This window comes from Variovorax paradoxus (assembly GCA_016806145.1).
Taxonomy (GTDB): domain Bacteria; phylum Pseudomonadota; class Gammaproteobacteria; order Burkholderiales; family Burkholderiaceae_C; genus Variovorax.
This window is the reverse complement of the sequence record CP063166.1, coordinates 6,260,180-6,279,080: the sequence shown is the minus strand read 5'-3', so window position 1 is coordinate 6,279,080 and position 18,901 is coordinate 6,260,180. Positions and strand designations below refer to the sequence as shown.

Here is an 18,901-nt window from a genome sequence, read left to right as displayed (position 1 = left end):
GCGCCATGAACCTGCACCGCCTCGACCTGGTCTCGCTGTCGCTGTTCAACCTGGTGGTGCGCACCGGCAGTATCAGCAAGGGCGCCGAGCTCGCGCACCTCGCGGTGGGCGCGGCCAGCAAGCGCATCTCCGACCTCGAGGCGGCCGTGGGCACGCCGCTGCTCGAGCGCCATTCGCGCGGCGTCACGCTCACGGTCGCGGGCGATGCGCTGCACCGCCATGCGCAGCGCATCCTCGACGACGTCGACCAGCTCGCGGCCGACCTGTCCGACTACGCCTCGGGCGTGCTCGGCGTGGTGCGGCTGTGGGTCAACACCTCGGCCGTCACGCAGTTCCTGCCGCGCGGGCTGTCGGGCTTCGTGGCGGCCAATCCCGGCATCCGCATCGAGCTCGAGGAACGCAACAGCAGCGAGATCGTGCTCGCGGTGCTCGACGGCCGCGCCGACGCGGGCATCTTCGCGGAGGGCACGCCGAGCCTCGGGCTGCACCTCGTCAACTACCGCGTCGACCGGCTGGTGATGGTGGTGCCGCGCGGCCATCCGCTGGCGCGCCGGCGCAGCGTGCGGCTCGAGGAAGCGACCGAGTACGACTTCGTGAGCCTGCCGGCCGAGACCTCGCTCGCGCAGCGGCTGCAGGCCGCGGCCGAGGCGCTGGGCCGGCGGCTGCGGCTGCGCATCCAGGTGCGCAGCTTCGATGCCGTGTGCCAGATGGTGGCGGCCGGCATGGGCGTGGCCGTGCTGCCGCACGCGGCGATCCAGCCGCACCTGCGCTCGATGGGCCTGCGCGAGATCGCGCTCGACGACGCCTGGGCCGAGCGCCGGCTGCTGATCGGCCTGCGCGACGCCGGCGTGGTGCCGCGCCACGTGCGCACCCTGATCGACCACCTCTGCCAGGGTTAACCCTCGGGCGCTTTCGCGTTCCGCGAAAGCTGCGTGCTCGCCTTTGTCGTTCTCCCGCGCGGCCGCGCTGCCCAGAATCCGGGCAACGAATGCGGCGTCGTGCTGGCGAGCCGCTCAGACAAAGGCTCCCATGGCTACCCCCACTTCCCTCCTCGACGACGACGGCGCCATCGTGCGCAAGGTCGCGTGGCGAATCATGCCGCTCATCATGGTGTGCTATCTCTTCGCCTTCTTCGACCGCATCAACATCAGCTTCGCCAAGTTCGCGCTGCAGAGCGACCTGGGCCTGAGCGACACCGCCTACGGCTTCGGCGCCGGCCTGTTCGTGGTCGGCTACGTGCTGTTCGAGGTGCCGAGCAACCTGATGCTCTACAAGGTCGGCGCGCGGCGCTGGATCGCGCGCATCATGGTCTCGTGGGGCGTGGCCACCGCGCTCATGATGTTCGTGCAGACCGAGTGGCAGTTCTATGCGCTGCGCTTCGTGATCGGCGCGATGGAAGCGGGCTTCGCGCCCGGCGTGCTGTTCTACCTCACGCTGTGGTTCCCCGCCGCGCACCGCGGCCGCGTCACCTCGATGCTGTTCCTGGCCTCGGCCTTCGCGGGCCTGTTCGGCGCGCCCGCCGCGGGCCTGGTGCTCGCGCACTTCGACGGCCTGCTCGGCATCGCCGGCTGGCACTGGCTGTTCCTGGTCGGCGGGCTGCCGTGCATCGCGCTCGGCCTGCTGGTGTTCGTGCGGCTCGACGACCGCATCGCCGACGCGCACTGGCTCACGCCCGACGAGCGCACACGCCTCTCGCAGCGCATCGCCGAGCAGGGTGGCACTGCCGGTGCCCACGGCTCGCTGCTCGACGCGCTGAAGACGCCGGGCTTCCTCATGCTCGGGCTGATCTATTTCCTGATCCAGGTCGCGTCCTATGGCCTCAACTTCTGGGCTCCGCACCTGATCCGCGCCTCGGGCAGCACCGATCCCACGGCGATCGGCCTGCTGACGGCCGTGCCCTACCTGTGCGGCGCGATCGCGATGGTGGTGGTCGGGCGGCTGTCGGACCGCAGCGGCGAGCGCCGCCGCTTCGTGATCGCGCTGCTGCTGCTCGCGGCCATCGGCTTCTTCGCGGCCGGCCTGTTCGACCACCACACCGACCTGCTGGTGCTCGCGCTGGCCGTGATGGGCGCGGGCGTGATCGCCTCGATCCCGGCCTTCTGGGCGCTGCCACCCAAGCTGGTGAGCGGCGCGGCCGCGGCCGGCGGCATCGCGCTGATCAACACGCTGGGCCAGCTCGGCGGCATCGTGAGCCCGGTGATGGTGGGCCGCATCAAGGACCTGAGCGGTAGCACCACCCCCGCGCTCTACGTCATCGGCGCGCTGGCGCTGCTGTGCGCCGCGCTGCTGGCCTTCGCGCTGCCCGAATCGCTGCGCCGGCGCGAGCCGCGTCCGTCGGCCGCTCCACGTTCCCCCGCGAGCGGCGCGCTGCATGCGTCCGCCGTCGCCTTCGCCGAGAAAGCCCCCAAGCCATGAACCTTCCCCTGAGTCCCGGCGCGCTGCAAGGCCTGCGCGTCATCGAGATGGGCCAGCTGATCGCCGGCCCCTTCGCCGGCAAGACGCTCGGCGAGTTCGGCGCCGACGTGATCAAGATCGAGCCGCCCGGCAGCGGCGACCCGCTGCGCAACTGGCGCCTGCTGCAGGACGGCACCTCGGTCTGGTGGCAGGTGCAGTCGCGCAACAAGCGCTCGCTGGCGCTCGACCTGCGCAGCGAGGAGGGCCAGCAGATCGCGCGCCGGCTGATCGCCGAGGCCGACGTGCTGATCGAGAACTTCCGCCCCGGCACGCTCGAGGGCTGGGGCATGGGCTACGAGGTGCTGCGCGAGCGCAACCCGGGCCTGGTGATGCTGCGCATCTCGGGCTATGGCCAGACCGGCCCCTACCGCGACCTGCCGGGCTTCGGCGCCATCGGCGAGGCCATGGGCGGGCTGCGCCACCTCACGGGCGAGCCGGGCCGGGTGCCGGTGCGCTGCGGCATCTCGATCGGCGACACGCTGGCCGCGCTGCACGGCACCATCGGCGTGCTGACCGCGCTCTACCACCGCAAGGTCAACGGCGGCCAGGGCCAGGTCATCGACGTGGCGCTCAACGAGGCGGTGTTCAACGTGATGGAGAGCCTGGTGCCCGAGTACAGCGCCTTCGGCGCGGTGCGCGAGGCCGCGGGCAGCGCGCTGCCGGGCATCGCGCCCTCGAACGCCTACCGCTGCGCCGACGGCTACGTGCTGATCGCGGGCAACGGCGACAGCATCTTCCGCCGGCTCATGCAGAGCATCGGCCGCGACGACCTCGGCGCCGATCCCGCGCTCGCGAACAACGCGGGCCGCGTGGCGCGCGTGGCCGAGATCGACCAGGCGATCGAGGCCTGGACGCTGCCGCAATCGGTGGCGACGGTGCTCGAAGTCCTCGGCGCGGCGCGCGTGCCCGCGGGCAAGGTCTACACCGCGAAGGACATCGCCGAGGACCCGCACTACCGCGCGCGCGAGATGCTGCTGCGCCAGCCCACGCGCGACGGCCACGAGATCGAGGTGCCTGGCGTGGTGCCCAAGCTCATGGGCACGCCGGGCACGGTGCGCTCCTCGGCGCCGCGGCTGGGCGACGACACCGACGCGGTGCTCGGCGAGATCGGATTCACATCGGAAGACATCGCCGCCTTGCGCGGCAGGAAGGTGGTTGCATGAACGACGCGGTCTGGAACGGAAGAACATTCGACGGCGATCGCCGCGTGCGGATGTGCGAGGTGGGCCTGCGCGACGGCCTGCAGGTCGAGGCGGCCTTCGTGCCGACCGAGGACAAGATCGCGCTGTGCAACGCGCTCTCGCGCGCCGGCATGGCGAAGATCGAGGTCTCGGCCTTCGTCTCGCCGCAGGCCATTCCCGCGCTGCGCGACGCCGAGGTGGTGCTGCGCGAGATCGAGCGCGTGGACGGCGTGGCCTACACCGCGCTGGTGCCCAACGTGCGCGGCGCCGAGCGCGCCATCGATGCGCGCGTGGACGAGATGAACCTCGTGATGTCGGCCAGCGAGAGCCACAACCTCGCCAACCTGCGCATGATGCGCGAGCAGTCGTTCCGCGCGCTGGCCGAGGTGGCGGCGCTCGCGCGCCAGGCCGGCGTGGCGGTCAACGTCTCGCTGTCGTGCAGCTTCGGCTGCCCGATCGAGGGCGACGTGCCCGAGGCCGGCGTGCTCGGCTGGTGCGAGCGCTTCGTCGAGGAACTCGGCGCCGGCGGCGTCACGCTGTGCGACACCACGGGCATGGCCTGGCCCGGCCAGGTGCATGCGCTTACGCGCGCTTTTCTGCAGCGCTGGCCCGGCACCGAGCTCACGCTGCACTTCCACAACACGCGCGGCATGGGCCTGGCCAACGTGCTGGCCGGCATCGACGCCGGCGCGCGCCGCTTCGACGCGTCGATCGGCGGCATCGGCGGCTGTCCCTATGCGCCGGGCGCCACCGGCAACGTCTGCAGCGAGGAGATCGTGCATGCGCTCGAGCTCTCGGGCTGGGACACCGGCGTCGACCTCGCGCGCGTGATCGATGCCGCGCGCCGGCTGCCGGCGCTGATCGGCCACGACATCCCGAGCCAGATCGTCAAGGCCGGCCGCCGGCTCGACCTGCATGCGCCGCCCGCGGACTTCGAGGCCACGCGCGAACGCGCGCTGGCGCGCGAGGCCGCGCGCGCGCACTGAGACCGCTTCGCTTCCCTTTCATCCCACAAGACCAGGAGACATTCGAATGCAACCCCTTCGCTTCATCGCCGCGCTGGCCGCGGCCGCGCTGCTCGCCGGCCCGGCCCTGGCCCAGACCTATCCCTCCAAGCCGATCACGATGCTGGTGCCCACGGCCGCCGGCGGCACCACCGATATCGCGGGGCGGATGCTCGCCGACCCGCTGGGCAAGGCGCTGGGCCAGCCGGTTGTGGTCGACAACCGCGGCGGCGCCAGCGGCGTGATCGCGGCGGTGGCGGTCAAGCGCGCCGAGGCCGACGGCCACACGCTGCTGATGCAGTACTCGGGCTACCACGTGATCTCGCCCCACGTCACGAAGCAGAAGGCCCAGTGGGTGCCCGAGGACTTCCGCGCCGTGGCCAACGTGCTGAGCGCGCCGCAGGTGGTGGTGGTGCGCGAGGGCCTGCCGGTGAAGAACATGGCCGAGCTGATCGCCTATGCCAAGGCCAACCCGGGCAAGCTGACCTATGCCTCCTCGGGCCCGGGTTCGCTGCAGCACGTGACCGGCGCCATGCTCGAGCAGCAGGCCGGCATCCAGCTCACGCACATCCCCTACAAGGGCACCGGCCCGGCGCTGCAGGACCTGCTGGGCGCGCAGGTCGACATGACCTTCGGCACGCCGCCGCCGTTCATGCCCTTCATCCAGTCGGGCAAGCTGCGCGCGGTGGCCGTCACCGGCAAGGCGCGCGTGGCCTCGCTGCCGAGCGTGCCGACCGCGGCCGAGGTCGGGCTGCCGAACCTCGACGCGACTTCGTGGTTCGCGGTGTTCGCGCCCGCCAAGACGCCGCAGCCCGTGATCGACAGGCTCAGTGCCGAGATCGCCAAGGTGGTGGCCACGCCGGCCTTCCAGCAGAAGGCCGCCGAGCTCGGCGCCACGGCCGACTACATGAACCCGCAGAAGCTGGCCGACTACAGCAAGGCCGAATACGTGCGCTGGGGCAAGGTGGTCGAGGCCGCGAAGATCGAAGGCGAGTGAGACCGCGCGCATGGCGGCGGTCGGTGGTCGGCCGCCGCCATGCGTTTCCCCTCCGCCGTCGTTCTCGCTACTTGTAGAGCAGCTGCGGCAGCCACAGGCCGATCTGCGGCCACATGTAGAGCAGGAAGATCGCGAGGACCTGGATGCCCATGAAGGGCAGCATGCCGAGGAAGATCTGGTTCAGCGTGACATGCGGCGGGCTCACGCCCTTGAGGTAGAAGGCCGCCATCGCCACCGGCGGCGACAGGAAGGCGGTCTGCAGGTTCAGCGCCACAAGCAGGCCGAAGAACAGCGGATCGACGCCGAAGTTGTCGAGCAGCGGGATGAAGATCGGCATGAAGATCACGATGATCTCGGTCCACTCGAGCGGCCAGCCGAGCAGGAAGATGATCACCTGGCTCAGCAGCAGGAACTGCACCTTCGTGAGGTTCATGCCCAGCACCCATTCCTCGACCAGCGCCTGGCCGCCGAGCAGCGCGAAGGCAGCCGAGAAGATGGCCGAGCCGACGAACAGCCAGCACACCATCGCCGAGGTCTTGGCGGTGAGGAACACCGACTCCTTGAGCACCGTGAAGTTGAGCCGCCGGTAGGCCGCCGCCAGCAGCATGCCGCCGAGCGCGCCCATGGCCGCGGCCTCGGTGGGCGTGGCGAGGCCCAGCACGATCGAGCCCAGCACCGAGAGGATCAGAAGCAGCAGCGGGAAGAAGGAGGCCAGCAGCATCTTGAAGATCTCGAGCCGCGCGAAGCTCAGGAACAGGTAGAACAGCGCCGTGAGCGCGCCGAGCACCGAGAAGGTCGCGACCCACCAGGTGGGCGGCGGCCTGGTGCTGGCGCCGGCCGGTGCGGTCTGCGCGGTCTGCGCGGTCTCCGTGGCGGCGGGCGCCGCCGGCGGTGCTTCGGCGCCCGGCGGTTCGGCGACGGCGCCGGCCGCGGGCTCCTCGCTCGGCGGTTCCTGCAACCCGCCCTCGCTGGGCGGCTCCTGCAGGCCACCTTCGGCCGGCGGTTCCTGCAAGCCGCCCGAACTGCTGCCGCTGCTGCTGCCGCGCGAGGCACCGATCTCCTCGATGTCGTAGCGCGCCTCGGCCTCGACCGTGGTCACGGCCTTGTAGCTCGACAGCGCGAGCAGCGCGTAGATGACGGCGGGCAGCGCCACGATGCCGAGCTGCTTGAGCACGTGCGAGAACGGCACGTCGCCGTTGCGCTTGCCCTTGAGCAGGCCGACCAGCGCATGCGCGGTCGGGCTGCTCGCGAGCCGCTGCGTCAGAGGCGGCAGCGGCACCACGCGTTCGGCGGCCGACAGCGGCGGCGCCCACTGCGGCTTGAGCTTCGCGATCAGGATCACGTAGAGCACGTAGAGGCCCGACAGCATCAGGCCCGGGAAGAAGGCGCCCGCGTAGAGCTGCACCACCGACACGCCGGCGGTCGCGCCATAGACGATCAGCAGCACCGAGGGCGGCAGCAGGATGCCCAGGCAGCCGCCCGCGGTGATCGCGCCCGCGGCCAGCGGCACGCTGTAGCCGCCGCGCAGCATCGCGGGCAGCGCCAGCAGGCCCATCAGCGTGACCACCGCGCCGACGATGCCGGTGGCGGTCGCGAAGATGGTGCAGGTCACGAGCGTGGCGACCGCGAGCGCGCCCGGCAGCCGCGCGAGCGCGAGGTGCAGGCTCTTGAACAGCGACTCGATCAGGTTGGCGCGCTCGACCAGGTAGCCCATGAAGACGAACAGCGGCACGGCGATCAGCACGTCGTTGGCCATGGTCTTGTAGGCCGACTGCACCATCAGGTCGAGCGTGCGATGCCAGTCGCGGTCGTAGGCCAGGAAGGTGAAGAGCATGCCCATGCCCATCAGCGTGAAGGCGGTGGGGAAGCCCAGCATGATCGCCACCACCACGAGCGACAGCATCAAGAGGCCCAGGTGGCCGTTGGTGATGGTCTCGGCGCGCAGCAGCACGGTGGCGCCGCCGATCACGATCAGGGCCATGAAGGTGAGGCCGAACCAGAGTTCGCGGCGGATCTTCATCGCGCGCCCTCCCGTGCCTCGTTGGCGACCACCACGCGGTCGAGCGCGGCGATGTCGGCGTCCTTCACGTGCACCATCTCCTTGAGCTTCTCGACGTCGACCTCCTCGACGTCCTGCTCGCGCGAGGGCCAGGCGCCGTCGCGGATGCACTGCACGCAGCGGATGATCTCGACGATGCCCTGCAACAGCAGCGTGAAGCCCGCGAGCGGGATGACGAACTTGAACGGGTACAGCGGCAGCGGCTCGGCCGAGAAGGTCTGTTCGCGGATCGCGAGCGCCTCGCTCGCGTAGATCCAGCCGGCCCAGGTCAGCGCGACGATGCCGGGCAGGAAGAAGACGATGTAGAGCACCAGGTCGACCAGCGCCTGCGTGCGCGGCATGAAGAAGCCGTAGAGCACGTCGCCGCGCACGTGGCCGTTCTTCGAGAGCGTGTAGGCCCCGGCGGTCATGAACATGGCGCCGTAGAGCATGATCTGCGCGTCGAGCACCCAGGCATGCGGCCGGTTGAGCACGTAGCGCGAGAACACCTCCCAGCTGATCAAGAGCGTGAGCAGCAGGGCACACCAGGCGAAAGTCTTGCCGATCCACGTCGAGAACCGGTCGACCGCCAACAGGAAGGATTGCATCGGGACGAACTCCTCGCCGGGCGCGGCGCGCGTCGTGCGCGGCCAGCGCCGGGCGAAATCGGGAATGAGAAGAGGGCACCCGCCTCGGGGTGCCCTCGCGTTCTTTCTCTGGCCGGAAGACCCGTTCAGGTTTTCTTGGCCTGGCGCCCGAAGTAGTGGTTGTAGGCCATCTTGAAATCGACCGAGTAGTCGTTCTGCCACTGGCCGGCGCGCTCGGCGAAGGCGCGCTGCGAGTCGAGCACCTTCTTGAACAGCGGGTTCTCGGCCGACTTCTTCGCGATGGTCTTGTCCCACGAGGCGAGCTGCGCGCGCAGCACCGAGTCGGGCGTCTTGTAGAACTTGATGCCGCTCTTCTTGAGCTCCTCGTAATCCTTGGAGTTGCGGTCGATCGCCTTCCAGCTCATGTCGGCGCTCGCGGCCTGGGTCGCGTACTCGATCACGGCCTTGAGCTCGGGCGGCAGCGCGCGCAGCTTGGAGCCGTTCCACAGCACCTCGAACTGCTCGCCGCACTGGTGGAAGCTCTGCAGCATGCAGTTCTTGGCCACGTCGGGGAAGCCCAGCACGCGGTCGCTCGAGGCGTTGTTGAACTCGGCCGCGTCGATCAGGCCGCGGTCGAGCGCGGGCACGATCTCGCCGCCGGGCAGCGGGTTCACGGCGGCGCCCATGTCGGTGAACACGTCGACCGCGAGGCCCACGGTGCGGAACTTCAGGCCCTTCATGTCCTCGGCCTTGGACACCGGCTTCTTGAACCAGCCCAGCGGCTGCGTGGGCATCGGGCCGTAGAGGTACGAGGCCACGTCGAGGTTGAGGCTCTTGTAGATCTCGTCCATCAGCGCCTTGCCGCCGCCGTAGGTGTGCCAGGCCAGGATCATGTTGGCGTCCATGCCGTAGCCCGGGCCCGAACCCCAGAGCGCGAGCGCGGAGTTCTTGCCGTACCAGTAGGCGACCACGCCATGGCCGCCATCGAGCGTGCCCTTGGCGACGGCGTCGAGCAATTGGAAGGCCGGCACCACCGAGCCCGCGGGCAGCACCTCGATCTTGAGGCGGCTGCCGGCCATGTCGTTGACCTTCTTCGCGTAGTCCTGCGCGTACTCGTGGAAGATGTCCTTGGCCGGCCAGGTGCTCTGGAAGCGCAGCGTGGTGGTCTGGGCCATGGCGACCATCGGCGCCGACATGGCGCCTGCGGCCACCGCGGCGCCCTTGAGCAGGCTGCGACGGCGGGTCGGTTTGCTGTCTGTCATGTTGTCTCTCTCCATAGGTCTGACTGGGGAAATCCCAGGCCGCCGTCTTGGAGTTATGGTTGACAGGCCCAAGCCGCCATCTTTGGCGCGCAGCAAAACACGACAAACAGGGTTTTCACGAACCGGTGAAAAATTCCACCATCCGGCGGCCACCGGGACCGGTAAAGATGGCCGCCGCTGCGTGGGAACCCTCTTGCCATCGAACGAATTGGAAGGAATGCAGAAGATGACCGAACCCGTGGGTGAAAAAGGCTATGCCGGCGACGTGACGCCCGAACAGGCGGCGCAATGGATGGCCAGCGGCGAGGCCGTGCTGGTCGACGTGCGCACCGATGCCGAGCGCGAGTGGGTCGGCTTCGTGCCGGGCGCGGTGCCGCTGGCGTGGAAGCAGTGGCCGGGGATGGCGCTGAACCCGGGCTTCGACGAGGGCGTGCGCGCGGCTGGCGAGGGCGGGAAGAAGGTGGTGCTGCTGTGCCGCAGCGGCGTGCGTTCGATCGCGGCTGCGAAGCGGGCGACGGAGCTGGGGGTGGAGGCTTACAACATCCTCGAGGGGTTCGAGGGGAATCCGGACGAGAACGGGCACCGGGGGTTTGTTGGGGGGTGGCGCAAGCGTGGGCTGCCCTGGAAGCAGAACTGAAATTCGGGTGAGGTCTGGGGCGGGCTCACGCCGACGGGGTACTCCCCTCCGCGAATGTCCCCCGGCCTGCGGCCTTCTCCTTTATTTCGCTGCGGGGAGTACCCCATCGACGTGAGCCTGGGCACGGCCGTAGAACCGGCCGCACCACCGCTGCGCCTCCCGTGCACAGGGCAGTGGGTGCTTCCCGCAGCGAAATAAAGGAGGAGCCGAAGGCGGGGGACATTCGCGGAGGGAAGTACCCACTGTCCTGTGCACGCGCCCCCAACCGTCGAAAGCCCCAAAAAAAAGCCCCTCGAAAAATCGAAGGGCTTCCGGGGCAAAAGAGCCAGTCAGTTCAACGGCGGAATCCGCAGCTTCTGCCCCGGATAGATCTTGTCCGGATGCGACAGCATCGGCTTGTTGGCCTCGAAGATCGCGTTGTACTTGTTGGCGTCGCCGTAGTACTTCTTGGAGATGGCCGACAGCGTGTCGCCCTTGACCACGTCGTGGTACTGCGCGGGCGGTGCCGCGGGCGCGACCAGGTTGTTCTCCACGCTCGTCACGTTGGCCACGTTGCCGGCCGCGAGCGAGGCTTTTTCGCTGGCTTCCTGCGAGGGCGCATTGCCCGCGAGCGTCACGATGCCGGTGCTCGCCGCATAGGTCACGGCGAGGTTCGTGAGGCCGAGGTTCTGCGTCTCGATGTAGGTCTTGATGGCGGCCGCGGCCTTGTCGTTGGCATCGGGTTCGGCCGCGTGGGCCGACGAGCCGCCGAACAGCTTCTCGCCCGCTTCCTTGATGAAACTCAGCAATCCCATGGTTCTCTCCTTGATCGGGTGGTCGATGGAATCCGCGAATGTAGCGGCGCGACATGGGCGCTCCGCGTAGTCCCCGACCGCGACCGACAACACCGCGACAGCAGGAATAGTCACAAAGTCGCAATAATGCCGCGCATGTCCGCAGCCACCGCTCCCTTTCTCGCGATCGACATCGGCAACACGCGCCTCAAGTGGGCGCTCTACGATGCGGCTCGCCCCGGCGCCGCCCTGCTGGCGCAGGGTGCCGAGTTCCTCGATCACATCGAGCGGCTCGCCGATGGCCCCTGGGCCGATCTGCCATCGCCTTCCAGCATGCTCGGCTGCGTCGTCGCCGGCGACGCGCTGCGCCGCCGCGCCGAGGAGCAGGTGGTCGAGCGCTTCGACTGTCCGCCGCGCTGGGTCATGCCCAGCCTCGCCGAGGCCGGCATCGTCAACGGCTACGACCATCCCACGCGCCTCGGCGCCGACCGCTGGGTCGCCATGATCGGCGCGCGCCACCGCATGCTGCGCGAAGGCGCGCCACGGCCGATGGTGGTGGTGCTGATCGGCACCGCGGTCACCGTCGAGGCCGTCGATGCCGACGGCAAGTTCCTCGGCGGCCTGATCCTGCCGGGCCACGGCATCATGCTGCGCGCGCTCGAGTCGGGCACCGCGGGCCTGCACGTGCCCACCGGCGAGGTGCGCGAATTCCCCACCAACACCAGCGACGCGCTGACCAGCGGCGGCACCTACGCCATCGCCGGCGCGGTCGAGCGCATGGTGCAGCACGTGCGCTCGCACTGCGGCGCCGAGCCGGCCTGCTACATGACCGGCGGCGCGGGCTGGAAGATGGCGCCGGTGATGAACGGCCACTTCGAGCTGGTCGAGAGCCTGATCATGGACGGGCTGCTGGTGATCGCGCAGCAGCGCGAAATCTAAGCCGGCTGGATGTGTCGCGTCGAAGCTTCTTGCAAAAAAGCCCTAAGAAATGAGCCACCGGGTCCCCGAGACTGATATTCATCCAGCCTTTGGAAACTCTCTGGCGGGATGCTGCGACTACCGCCTCACTTATATCTGCTGAAATTTCCCGCTTGTCCGCCACGGAACTTCGAGTGTCGCCCGCTCTGTCGTGCATGCATGGACAACGATTCGAGGCCACCAATGGATGAATTGCGCGCTCAGGGCCCAATAAGGCTGGTTGGACCACGCCCGCTGAAGCACAAATACCGAAAGCCCATACTGCCGCAGCACCTGCCGTTCGGCGCCATTTTCTTGCGGAAGCCATCACGCGAAATGATGGTCCATCCGCCTTCCTTGCCAAGGGTTGTGATCCACTCAATGTCGGGTGTGGCGGCTTTGAATTTTTCTCGGAGATGGATGATCTCGCCGATATGTCCTTCATCGAAGCGAGCATGACTGAACGCCGCGACGCCTGCCGTCCACGTGTTGGGCGGCATGTTTGCATCGAATAGAAAATTCAATGCAGCGGCCGCTCGAGGTTTTCCTCGAAGCGGATCGCGATATCCACGGACTTGATTGGCACGTCGTACACGCGAGCAGTGATCGTCAGCGCTTTTGCATCGCCGCCTTCTGCCAAGTACGACGAATAGAGCACATTGGTGGGTGTGCCCGTTGCTTCGATGATGGGAGCGCCAAACTGACGCGCAGGGTCCATGACGATCGCCGTGCGTCTGCTGTTTCTGGCGTCCGGATACCACTTGCTGGCTTGCTTTCCGCTCTTGTCGTAGACGATCCCCGTGTATAGCGACGGGCGAATGATTTCCTTGAAGACGGATTGACGGCTCTTGAGGTCCACCAATGAATTGTCTTTTGCTTCTTCGTGAAGAGCCTCGGAATAGATCGTCTTGCCGTCTGTTCTGAATCGCGGCAGCGTCATTGGATGAGACACACCGTATAGGTCAGCAGCATTGATCAAGCATCTTCTGATGACCTGCATTGAGACACCGTGGTTAGCGAACTCGCGAATAAATCGCAGTTCAAGCAGATCGCGAAAACCGAGCACGTCATCGTCCAGGTCTTCGTTCACCAGCTCGGTGGTCCAAAGCGGCGCCATGTCGACGCGAGTCGAGGCGTCGCCGGGAGTCTTACGGTAGTGATAGCCAAACAGCCAGCGACGGATATCCCTGCCCGGCACACCGATAAGGCGCGAGGCTTCCTGTATGGAGTAGATACCAGTTCCGCTGTACATGCTCGTGTCAGTTTACAACGGGGTCGAAGATCTCATATCGCCGCCTTCGGGGTAAATACGCAGGTGCAAGCGAAGCATGTGCAAAAGGTCTTCGAGTGGTCGCCTGGAATGCCAGGCCCTAAAAGTTCCGATGAAACACGCGCTCACGCCGCTGGCAAATAGTGGATGAGAACTCGGCCCGCTGTCGCGCATTTGGGCATGAATGGAGAAAACAATGAATGGCAATGTACGAGCCACTCCAGAGGCACGTCGTATCGAACACGGCGAAAGTTCAAACGCGCAGCAGCTGCGTCGCCGCGTGGATGACCAACCCCACGAGCCCGCCCACCAGCGTGCCATTGACGCGGATGAACTGCAGGTCGCGCCCGATGTTGCGCTCGAGTTCGGCCGTCATCTCCTCGGTGTTCCACTGCGCCACGCGCTCCACGATGTAGCGCCGGATGTCCTCGCGGTAGCGCTCGATCGCGAGCGGCGCCGCGGCCTCGATCTGCTCGTTGATCCAGCGCCGGATCGCCTCGTCGCCCGAAAGCCGCTGGCCGAGCGCGGCCGCCATCGACGCTATGCGGCGGCGGATCGTCGAATCGTCGCGGCCGAGGTCCTCGTGCAGCCAGGCCAGCAGCTCGCCCCACAGCCCGTGCAGGTAGTCGCCCAGCGCCGGATGCGCGATCAGCTCGGCGCGGATGCGCTCGCCGCGCGCATGGAACTCGGGGTCGTGTTGCAGCCGCACGATGAAGTCGTCGACGAAATGGTCGAAGCGCCGCCGCATCGGATGGTCGGGCTCGGCCGCGAGCTCGGCGATGGTGTGGGCCACGGCCGCCACGATCTTGCGCGTGGCCAGGCGCGCCGCCACCTGGTCGAGGCCGACGAAGCGCAGCGTCTTGATCTCGCGCGCGATCGCCTCCGTGATGTGCGCCTGCACCTCCTCGCCGTCGAGCACGCCCGCGAGCTGCTCGAGCACGCCGTCGAGCAGCGCCTGGTGGCGCCCGCCCGCGGTCAGCGCGCCCAGCGTCTGGCCCATGAGCTGCGACAGGTCGATCTTCTCGAGCCCGGCCGCCGCGGCCTTGCCGATGAAGTCGCGCACGCGCGCGTCGTCGAAGGCCGAGAGCCCATAGCGCGTGGCCGTCACGCCCCATTCGCCGAGCCGCTCGCCGCTGGCCGGCCGCGCGAGCCACTCGGCCATGCGGCCGGCCGGATCGAACTCGCGCAGCTTCGCGAGCACCTGCGCGGTGCTCAGGAAGTTGTTGCAGATGAAGCCCGCGAGCTTGGCGCCGATGCGGTCCTTGTTGCTCGGGATGATCGCGGTGTGCGGGATCGGCAGCCCCAGCGGATGGCGGAACAGCGCCACCACCGCGAACCAGTCGGCGATGGCGCCGACCATCGCGGCCTCGGCGAAGGCCGCGAGGTAGCCGAAGGCCGGATGCCGATCGTGCAGCACCGTGGCGAACGCATAGAGCGCCGCGGCGGCGCACAGCAGGCCCAGCGCCACGCGCTTCATGCGCCGCAGCGCGGCGTCGCCCTCGGCCGCCGGGGTCGTCAACGAAGGCCTGTTCAGCCGATGGCCGGCGAGGACGCCAGGCGGTGCATGAAGAGTTCGCAGCGCGCGAGCTGCTCGAGGCTCACGTACTCGTCGGGCTGGTGCGCCTGCTCGATGCTGCCGGGGCCGCACACCACGGTGGGGATGCCGGCGTTCTTGAACAGGCCCGCCTCGGTGCCGAAGGCCACCAGCGTGGTGCGCTCCTCGCCCGCGAGGCGCTGCGCGAGCTTGGTGATCGCGTCGTTCGCGCTGCCGAGGAAGCTCGGGATCTCGCAGATGGTGTCGAAGCTGAAGCCGGCGTCGGGCGCGACCTTCTTCATCGCCGGCTCGAGCGAGCCCGCATAGGCCAGCACTTCCTGCTGCATGCGCTTCGCGTCGGCGGTCGGCAGGTCGCGGAACTCGTAGCGGAACTCGGCGTCGCGCGGCACCACGTTGTCGGCGATGCCGCCGTGGAACTGGCCCACGCTGGCGGTGCTGAAGGGCACGTCGAAGCCCTCGTAGCGCGGCTCGTCGCGCTCGAAGCCCTCGGCCATGTCGCGCACCTTGCCGATCACGCGCGCGGCCATCTCGATGGCGTTGACCGACTTCGGCGTGAGCGAGGAATGCGCTTCCTTGCCGCGCACGCAGCACTTGTAGCGGTACACGCCCTTGTGCGCGATGGCCGGCACCATGCTCGTGGGTTCGCCCACGATGCAGGCCAGCGGCTTGATGCCCGCGTCGCGCATGTCGGCGATCAGCTCCTTCACGCCGAAGCAGCCGATCTCCTCCTCGTAGCTGAAGGCGAAGTGCACCGCGAAGGGCGCCTCGCTCGCGAGGAAGCGCTCGGCATTCGCGAGCGCCACCGCGATGAAGCTTTTCATGTCGGCCGAGCCGCGGCCGTACAGGCGGCCGTCGCGCACCGTGGCCGAGAGCGGGTCGACGCTCCAGTCCTGGCCGTCCCAGGGCACCGTGTCGGTGTGGCCCGAGACGATCACGCCGGCCGGCTTGCCCTCGCCCAGCGTGGCGAACAGGTTGGCCTTGGTGCGCTCGGCGTTGTAGGTGATGCGGCTCTTGACGCCCAGGGCCGCGAGATGCGACTGGGCCAGCTCGATCAGCTGGAGGTTGCTGTTGGCGCTGATGGTGTTCATGCGCACCAGGGCCTGGGCCAGTTCCAGGCTGCGGGGGGAAAGCGTGAGGGACATGCGGCGCATTGTCCCGGAACTCGGCGCGGCGCGCGCGGATGGCCGCGACCGCCGGTTTCCGGTATCTTGGGGCGAGCCGGGCACGGCGATTGCTGAGATCGTCGGTCCGCCGCGACCTGCAACGGATTCCATCGACATGAACACACCCGCCTTCCCATCCGCCGACCTGTCCCCCCGCGACCTCGAACTGCTGCGCATGACGATCGCGCTGTCCGAGGAATCGAAGGCCCGCGGCCGCCACCCGTTCGCGGCGCTGGTGGCCAACGAGCACGGCGAGGTCGTCGTCAGCGCCGGCAACAACTCGATGCCGCCCGAGGGCGATCCCACGCAGCATGCCGAGCTGGTCGCGGCCGCGCAGGCGGCGCGCCTGCTCGCGCCCGAAGCGCTCGCGCGCTGCACGCTCTACACCAGCGCCGAGCCCTGCTGCATGTGCGCCGGCGCGATCTACTGGACCAACATCGGCCGCGTGGTCTACGCGCTGTCGGAGCACGCGCTGCTCGGCCTCACCGGCGACCATCCCGAGAACCCGACCTTTTCGCTGCCCTGCCGCGAGGTCTTCGTGCGCGGCCAGCGGCCCATCGAAGTCATCGGGCCGGTGCTCGAGGACGAGGCGGCCGCGCCGCACCATGGCTTCTGGAACCACGCCCGATGAAGCCCCTGGATCGGGTGTTCTCCGATGTGCCCGGAAATGCCTTAGTGGATAGACTGGCGTTTTGAGAGCAAGCCATGAAACTCATCGATTCGCTCGTCACGCAGGCGGCCGGCATCGCCGCCGTCCGACGTGACCTCCACGCCCACCCCGAACTCTGCTTCGAAGAAGTCCGCACCGCCGACGTGGTGGCAGGCAAGCTCACCGAATGGGGCATCCCGATCCACCGCGGCCTCGGCACGACCGGCGTGGTGGGCATCGTCAAGAACGGCACCAGCAACCGCGCGGTCGGCCTGCGCGCCGACATGGATGCGCTGCCGGTCACCGAGCTCAACACCTTCGCGCATGCGAGCAAGCACCACGGCAAGATGCACGCCTGCGGCCACGACGGCCACACCGCGATGCTGCTTGCCGCGGCGCAGCATCTGGCCAAGAACCGCAACTTCGACGGCACCGTCTACCTGATCTTCCAGCCGGCCGAGGAGGGCGGCGGCGGCGCGCGCGAGATGATCAAGGAGGGGCTGTTCGAGCAGTTCCCGATGGACGCGGTGTTCGGCATGCACAACTGGCCCGGCATGAAGGCCGGCCAGTTCGCGGTGAGCCCGGGCCCGGTGATGGCCTCGGGCAACAAGTTCCACGTCAACGTGGTGGGCAAGGGCGGCCATGCGGCGCTGCCGCAGACCGGCGTCGACCCGGTGCCGATCGCCTGCGAGATCGTGCAGGCCTTCCAGACCATCCTCACGCGCAAGATGAAGCCGACCGACTCGGCCGTGATCTCGGTCACCACCATCCATGCCGGCGAAACCAACAACGTGATCCCCGACAACTGCGAGCTGTCGGGCACGGTGCGCACCTTCTCGCTCGAGGTGCTCGACATGATCGAGGCGCGCATGAAGAAGATCTGCGACCACATCTGCGCGGCGCACGACGCCACCTGCGAGTTCCGCTTCGAGCGCTACTACCCGCCCACCATCAACACCGAGGCCGAGGCCGACTTCGCGCGCCGCGTGATGGGCGGCATCGTCGGCCCCGAGAACGTGCTCAAGCAGGAAGCCGCCATGACCTCGGAAGACTTCGCCTTCATGCTGCAGGCCAAGCCCGGCGCCTATGCCTTCATCGGCAACGGCGACGGCGCGCACCGCGACGTGCACCACGGCGAGGGCCCGTGCACGCTGCACAACGCGAGCTACGACTTCAACGACGACCTGATCCCGCTGGGCGCCACCTGCTGGGTGCAGATCGCCGAGCAGTTCCTCGCCACCGGAGACGCTCCGAAATGATCGGCATCGGCGAGGCTTTCGCGCCGCGCTATGCGCAGGCGCGCCAGAAATTCCTGCAGGCCTGCCTGAGCGCGGGCCTCACCGTGGAACCCCACCTGCTGCCGATGCGCGGACGCGACGGCGAGGAACTCTCGTGCGACGTGGCCTTCGACGGCGCGCCCGACGCCGACCGGCTGCTGATCCTCAGCAGCGGCTGCCACGGCGTGGAAGGCCACTGCGGCAGCGGCGTGCAGGTGTTCGCGCTGCACGACGCCGAATGGCGCGAGAAGGCGCGCTCGGCCGGCGTGGCGGTGCTCTACGTGCATGCGCTCAATCCGCACGGCTTCTCGTTCGGCCGCCGCGTGACGCAGGAGAACGTCGACCTGAACCGCAACTTCGTCGACTTCACGCAGCCGCTGCCGGTCAATGCCGCCTATGCCGAGCTGCATGCGCTGCTGGTGCCCGACACCTGGCCGCCCACGGCCGAGAACCAGGCCGCGGTCAATGCCTGGATCGAGAAGAACGGCATCGGTGCCTACCAGACCGCGGTGAGCGGCGGCCAGTACCAGTTCGAGGACGGCCTGTTCTTCGGCGGCAAGGCGCCGACCTGGAGCCACCGGATGATCCGCGCCGTGCTGCGCCGCCACACGCGGCGCACGCGCCGGCTGGCCTGGATCGACCTGCACACCGGCCTGGGCCCGAACGGCATCGGCGAGCGCATCTTCGCCTGCCGCGACGACAAGAGCGCCTACGAGCGCGCCAACGCCTGGTGGGGCAACGGCGCCGGCCAGGCCGACGCGGCGCCCGTCACCTCGATCTACGACGGCTCGTCGACCTCGGCGCTGCTGCGCGGCCTGATGTGGGATGCCGTCTACGACGAATGCCCGCAGGCCGAGTACACCGGCATCGCGATGGAGTACGGCACCGTGCCGGTGCTCGACGTGCTGACCGCGCTGCGCGGCGACCACTGGCTGCATCGCCATCCCGAGGCGCCGGCCGACCTGTCGGACGCGATCCGCCGGCGCACGCTCGAGGCCTTCTACACCGACACCGATGCCTGGCGCGGCCAGATCGTGAGCCAGGCGCGGCAGGCCATGTTCCAGGCCGCCGACGGGCTCAGCGCGCGCTGAGCCGCT

General features: G+C 68.5%; 18 protein-coding genes. 10 read left to right on the top strand and 8 right to left on the bottom strand.

Annotated features, from left to right (window positions below; genetic code table 11):
• Nucleotides 1–5 precede the first annotated feature (5 nt).
• The 5 genes from INQ48_29330 to INQ48_29310 all read left to right on the top strand — a co-directional run bounded on the left by INQ48_29330 (nt 6) and on the right by INQ48_29310 (nt 5,636).
• Complete coding sequence (locus INQ48_29330) at nt 6–899, top strand: LysR family transcriptional regulator (GenBank protein QRF57347.1); 894 nt, start codon at nt 6–8, stop codon at nt 897–899.
• A gap of 130 nt (nt 900–1,029) precedes the next feature.
• Entirely contained in the window at nt 1,030–2,415 is a 1,386-nt protein-coding gene (locus INQ48_29325; protein ID QRF57346.1) for an MFS transporter, read from the top strand.
• Nucleotides 2,412–3,617 (top strand): CoA transferase, encoded by a 1,206-nt coding sequence (locus INQ48_29320; protein QRF57345.1) that lies wholly within the window; start codon nt 2,412–2,414, stop codon nt 3,615–3,617. Before INQ48_29325 ends, INQ48_29320 begins: the two co-directional genes overlap by 4 nt.
• Nucleotides 3,614–4,621, top strand: coding sequence for a hydroxymethylglutaryl-CoA lyase (locus INQ48_29315; GenBank protein QRF57344.1), 1,008 nt, complete (start codon nt 3,614–3,616; stop codon nt 4,619–4,621). Before INQ48_29320 ends, INQ48_29315 begins: the two co-directional genes overlap by 4 nt.
• Nucleotides 4,622–4,667: 46 nt before the next feature.
• On the top strand, nt 4,668–5,636 hold the full coding sequence (locus INQ48_29310) for a tripartite tricarboxylate transporter substrate binding protein (protein ID QRF57343.1): 969 nt from the start codon (nt 4,668–4,670) through the stop codon (nt 5,634–5,636).
• Nucleotides 5,637–5,703: 67 nt separating this feature from the next.
• On the opposite strand, the gene INQ48_29305 is transcribed toward INQ48_29310, so the two are convergent.
• From INQ48_29305 to INQ48_29295, 3 genes are all read right to left on the bottom strand, one after another.
• Complete coding sequence (locus tag INQ48_29305; GenBank protein ID QRF57342.1) at nt 5,704–7,656, bottom strand: TRAP transporter large permease subunit; 1,953 nt, start codon at nt 7,654–7,656, stop codon at nt 5,704–5,706.
• Nucleotides 7,653–8,282 (bottom strand): TRAP transporter small permease subunit, encoded by a 630-nt coding sequence (locus tag INQ48_29300; GenBank protein QRF57341.1) that lies wholly within the window; start codon nt 8,280–8,282, stop codon nt 7,653–7,655. Before INQ48_29300 ends, INQ48_29305 begins: the two co-directional genes overlap by 4 nt.
• A gap of 125 nt (nt 8,283–8,407) precedes the next feature.
• Nucleotides 8,408–9,523 (bottom strand): TRAP transporter substrate-binding protein, encoded by a 1,116-nt coding sequence (locus INQ48_29295; GenBank protein ID QRF57340.1) that lies wholly within the window; start codon nt 9,521–9,523, stop codon nt 8,408–8,410.
• Nucleotides 9,524–9,749: 226 nt separating this feature from the next.
• Here INQ48_29295 and INQ48_29290 point away from each other — a divergent pair, with 226 nt between their 5' ends.
• Nucleotides 9,750–10,160: a rhodanese-like domain-containing protein gene (locus tag INQ48_29290; GenBank protein QRF57339.1), complete on the top strand. Its 411-nt coding sequence runs from the start codon at nt 9,750–9,752 to the stop codon at nt 10,158–10,160.
• 329 nt (nt 10,161–10,489) lie between these two features.
• On the opposite strand, the gene lysM is transcribed toward INQ48_29290, so the two are convergent.
• Entirely contained in the window at nt 10,490–10,954 is a 465-nt protein-coding gene (lysM, locus tag INQ48_29285) for a peptidoglycan-binding protein LysM (protein ID QRF57338.1), read from the bottom strand.
• A gap of 135 nt (nt 10,955–11,089) precedes the next feature.
• Here lysM and INQ48_29280 point away from each other — a divergent pair, with 135 nt between their 5' ends.
• Nucleotides 11,090–11,872, top strand: a complete 783-nt coding sequence (locus INQ48_29280) for a type III pantothenate kinase (protein ID QRF57337.1) — start codon at nt 11,090–11,092, stop codon at nt 11,870–11,872.
• A gap of 239 nt (nt 11,873–12,111) precedes the next feature.
• On the opposite strand, the gene INQ48_29275 is transcribed toward INQ48_29280, so the two are convergent.
• The 4 genes from INQ48_29275 to argE form a co-directional block, all read right to left on the bottom strand.
• On the bottom strand, nt 12,112–12,390 hold the full coding sequence (locus tag INQ48_29275; GenBank protein ID QRF57336.1) for a hypothetical protein: 279 nt from the start codon (nt 12,388–12,390) through the stop codon (nt 12,112–12,114).
• Between the two features lie 20 nt (nt 12,391–12,410).
• Complete coding sequence (locus INQ48_29270; GenBank protein QRF57335.1) at nt 12,411–13,142, bottom strand: DUF433 domain-containing protein; 732 nt, start codon at nt 13,140–13,142, stop codon at nt 12,411–12,413.
• A gap of 271 nt (nt 13,143–13,413) precedes the next feature.
• A complete protein-coding gene (locus tag INQ48_29265; GenBank protein ID QRF60949.1) occupies nt 13,414–14,637 on the bottom strand; it encodes a DUF445 domain-containing protein in 1,224 nt (407 codons plus the stop codon).
• 53 nt (nt 14,638–14,690) lie between these two features.
• Complete coding sequence (argE, locus tag INQ48_29260) at nt 14,691–15,857, bottom strand: acetylornithine deacetylase (protein QRF57334.1); 1,167 nt, start codon at nt 15,855–15,857, stop codon at nt 14,691–14,693.
• Between the two features lie 136 nt (nt 15,858–15,993).
• Here argE and INQ48_29255 point away from each other — a divergent pair, with 136 nt between their 5' ends.
• The 3 genes from INQ48_29255 to INQ48_29245 all read left to right on the top strand — a co-directional run bounded on the left by INQ48_29255 (nt 15,994) and on the right by INQ48_29245 (nt 18,895).
• Nucleotides 15,994–16,509: a nucleoside deaminase gene (locus tag INQ48_29255; GenBank protein ID QRF57333.1), complete on the top strand. Its 516-nt coding sequence runs from the start codon at nt 15,994–15,996 to the stop codon at nt 16,507–16,509.
• 74 nt (nt 16,510–16,583) lie between these two features.
• On the top strand, nt 16,584–17,786 hold the full coding sequence (locus tag INQ48_29250; GenBank protein ID QRF57332.1) for an amidohydrolase: 1,203 nt from the start codon (nt 16,584–16,586) through the stop codon (nt 17,784–17,786).
• A complete protein-coding gene (locus INQ48_29245) occupies nt 17,783–18,895 on the top strand; it encodes a M14 family metallopeptidase (protein QRF57331.1) in 1,113 nt (370 codons plus the stop codon). Before INQ48_29250 ends, INQ48_29245 begins: the two co-directional genes overlap by 4 nt.
• The last annotated feature ends 6 nt before the right edge of the window (nt 18,896–18,901 follow it).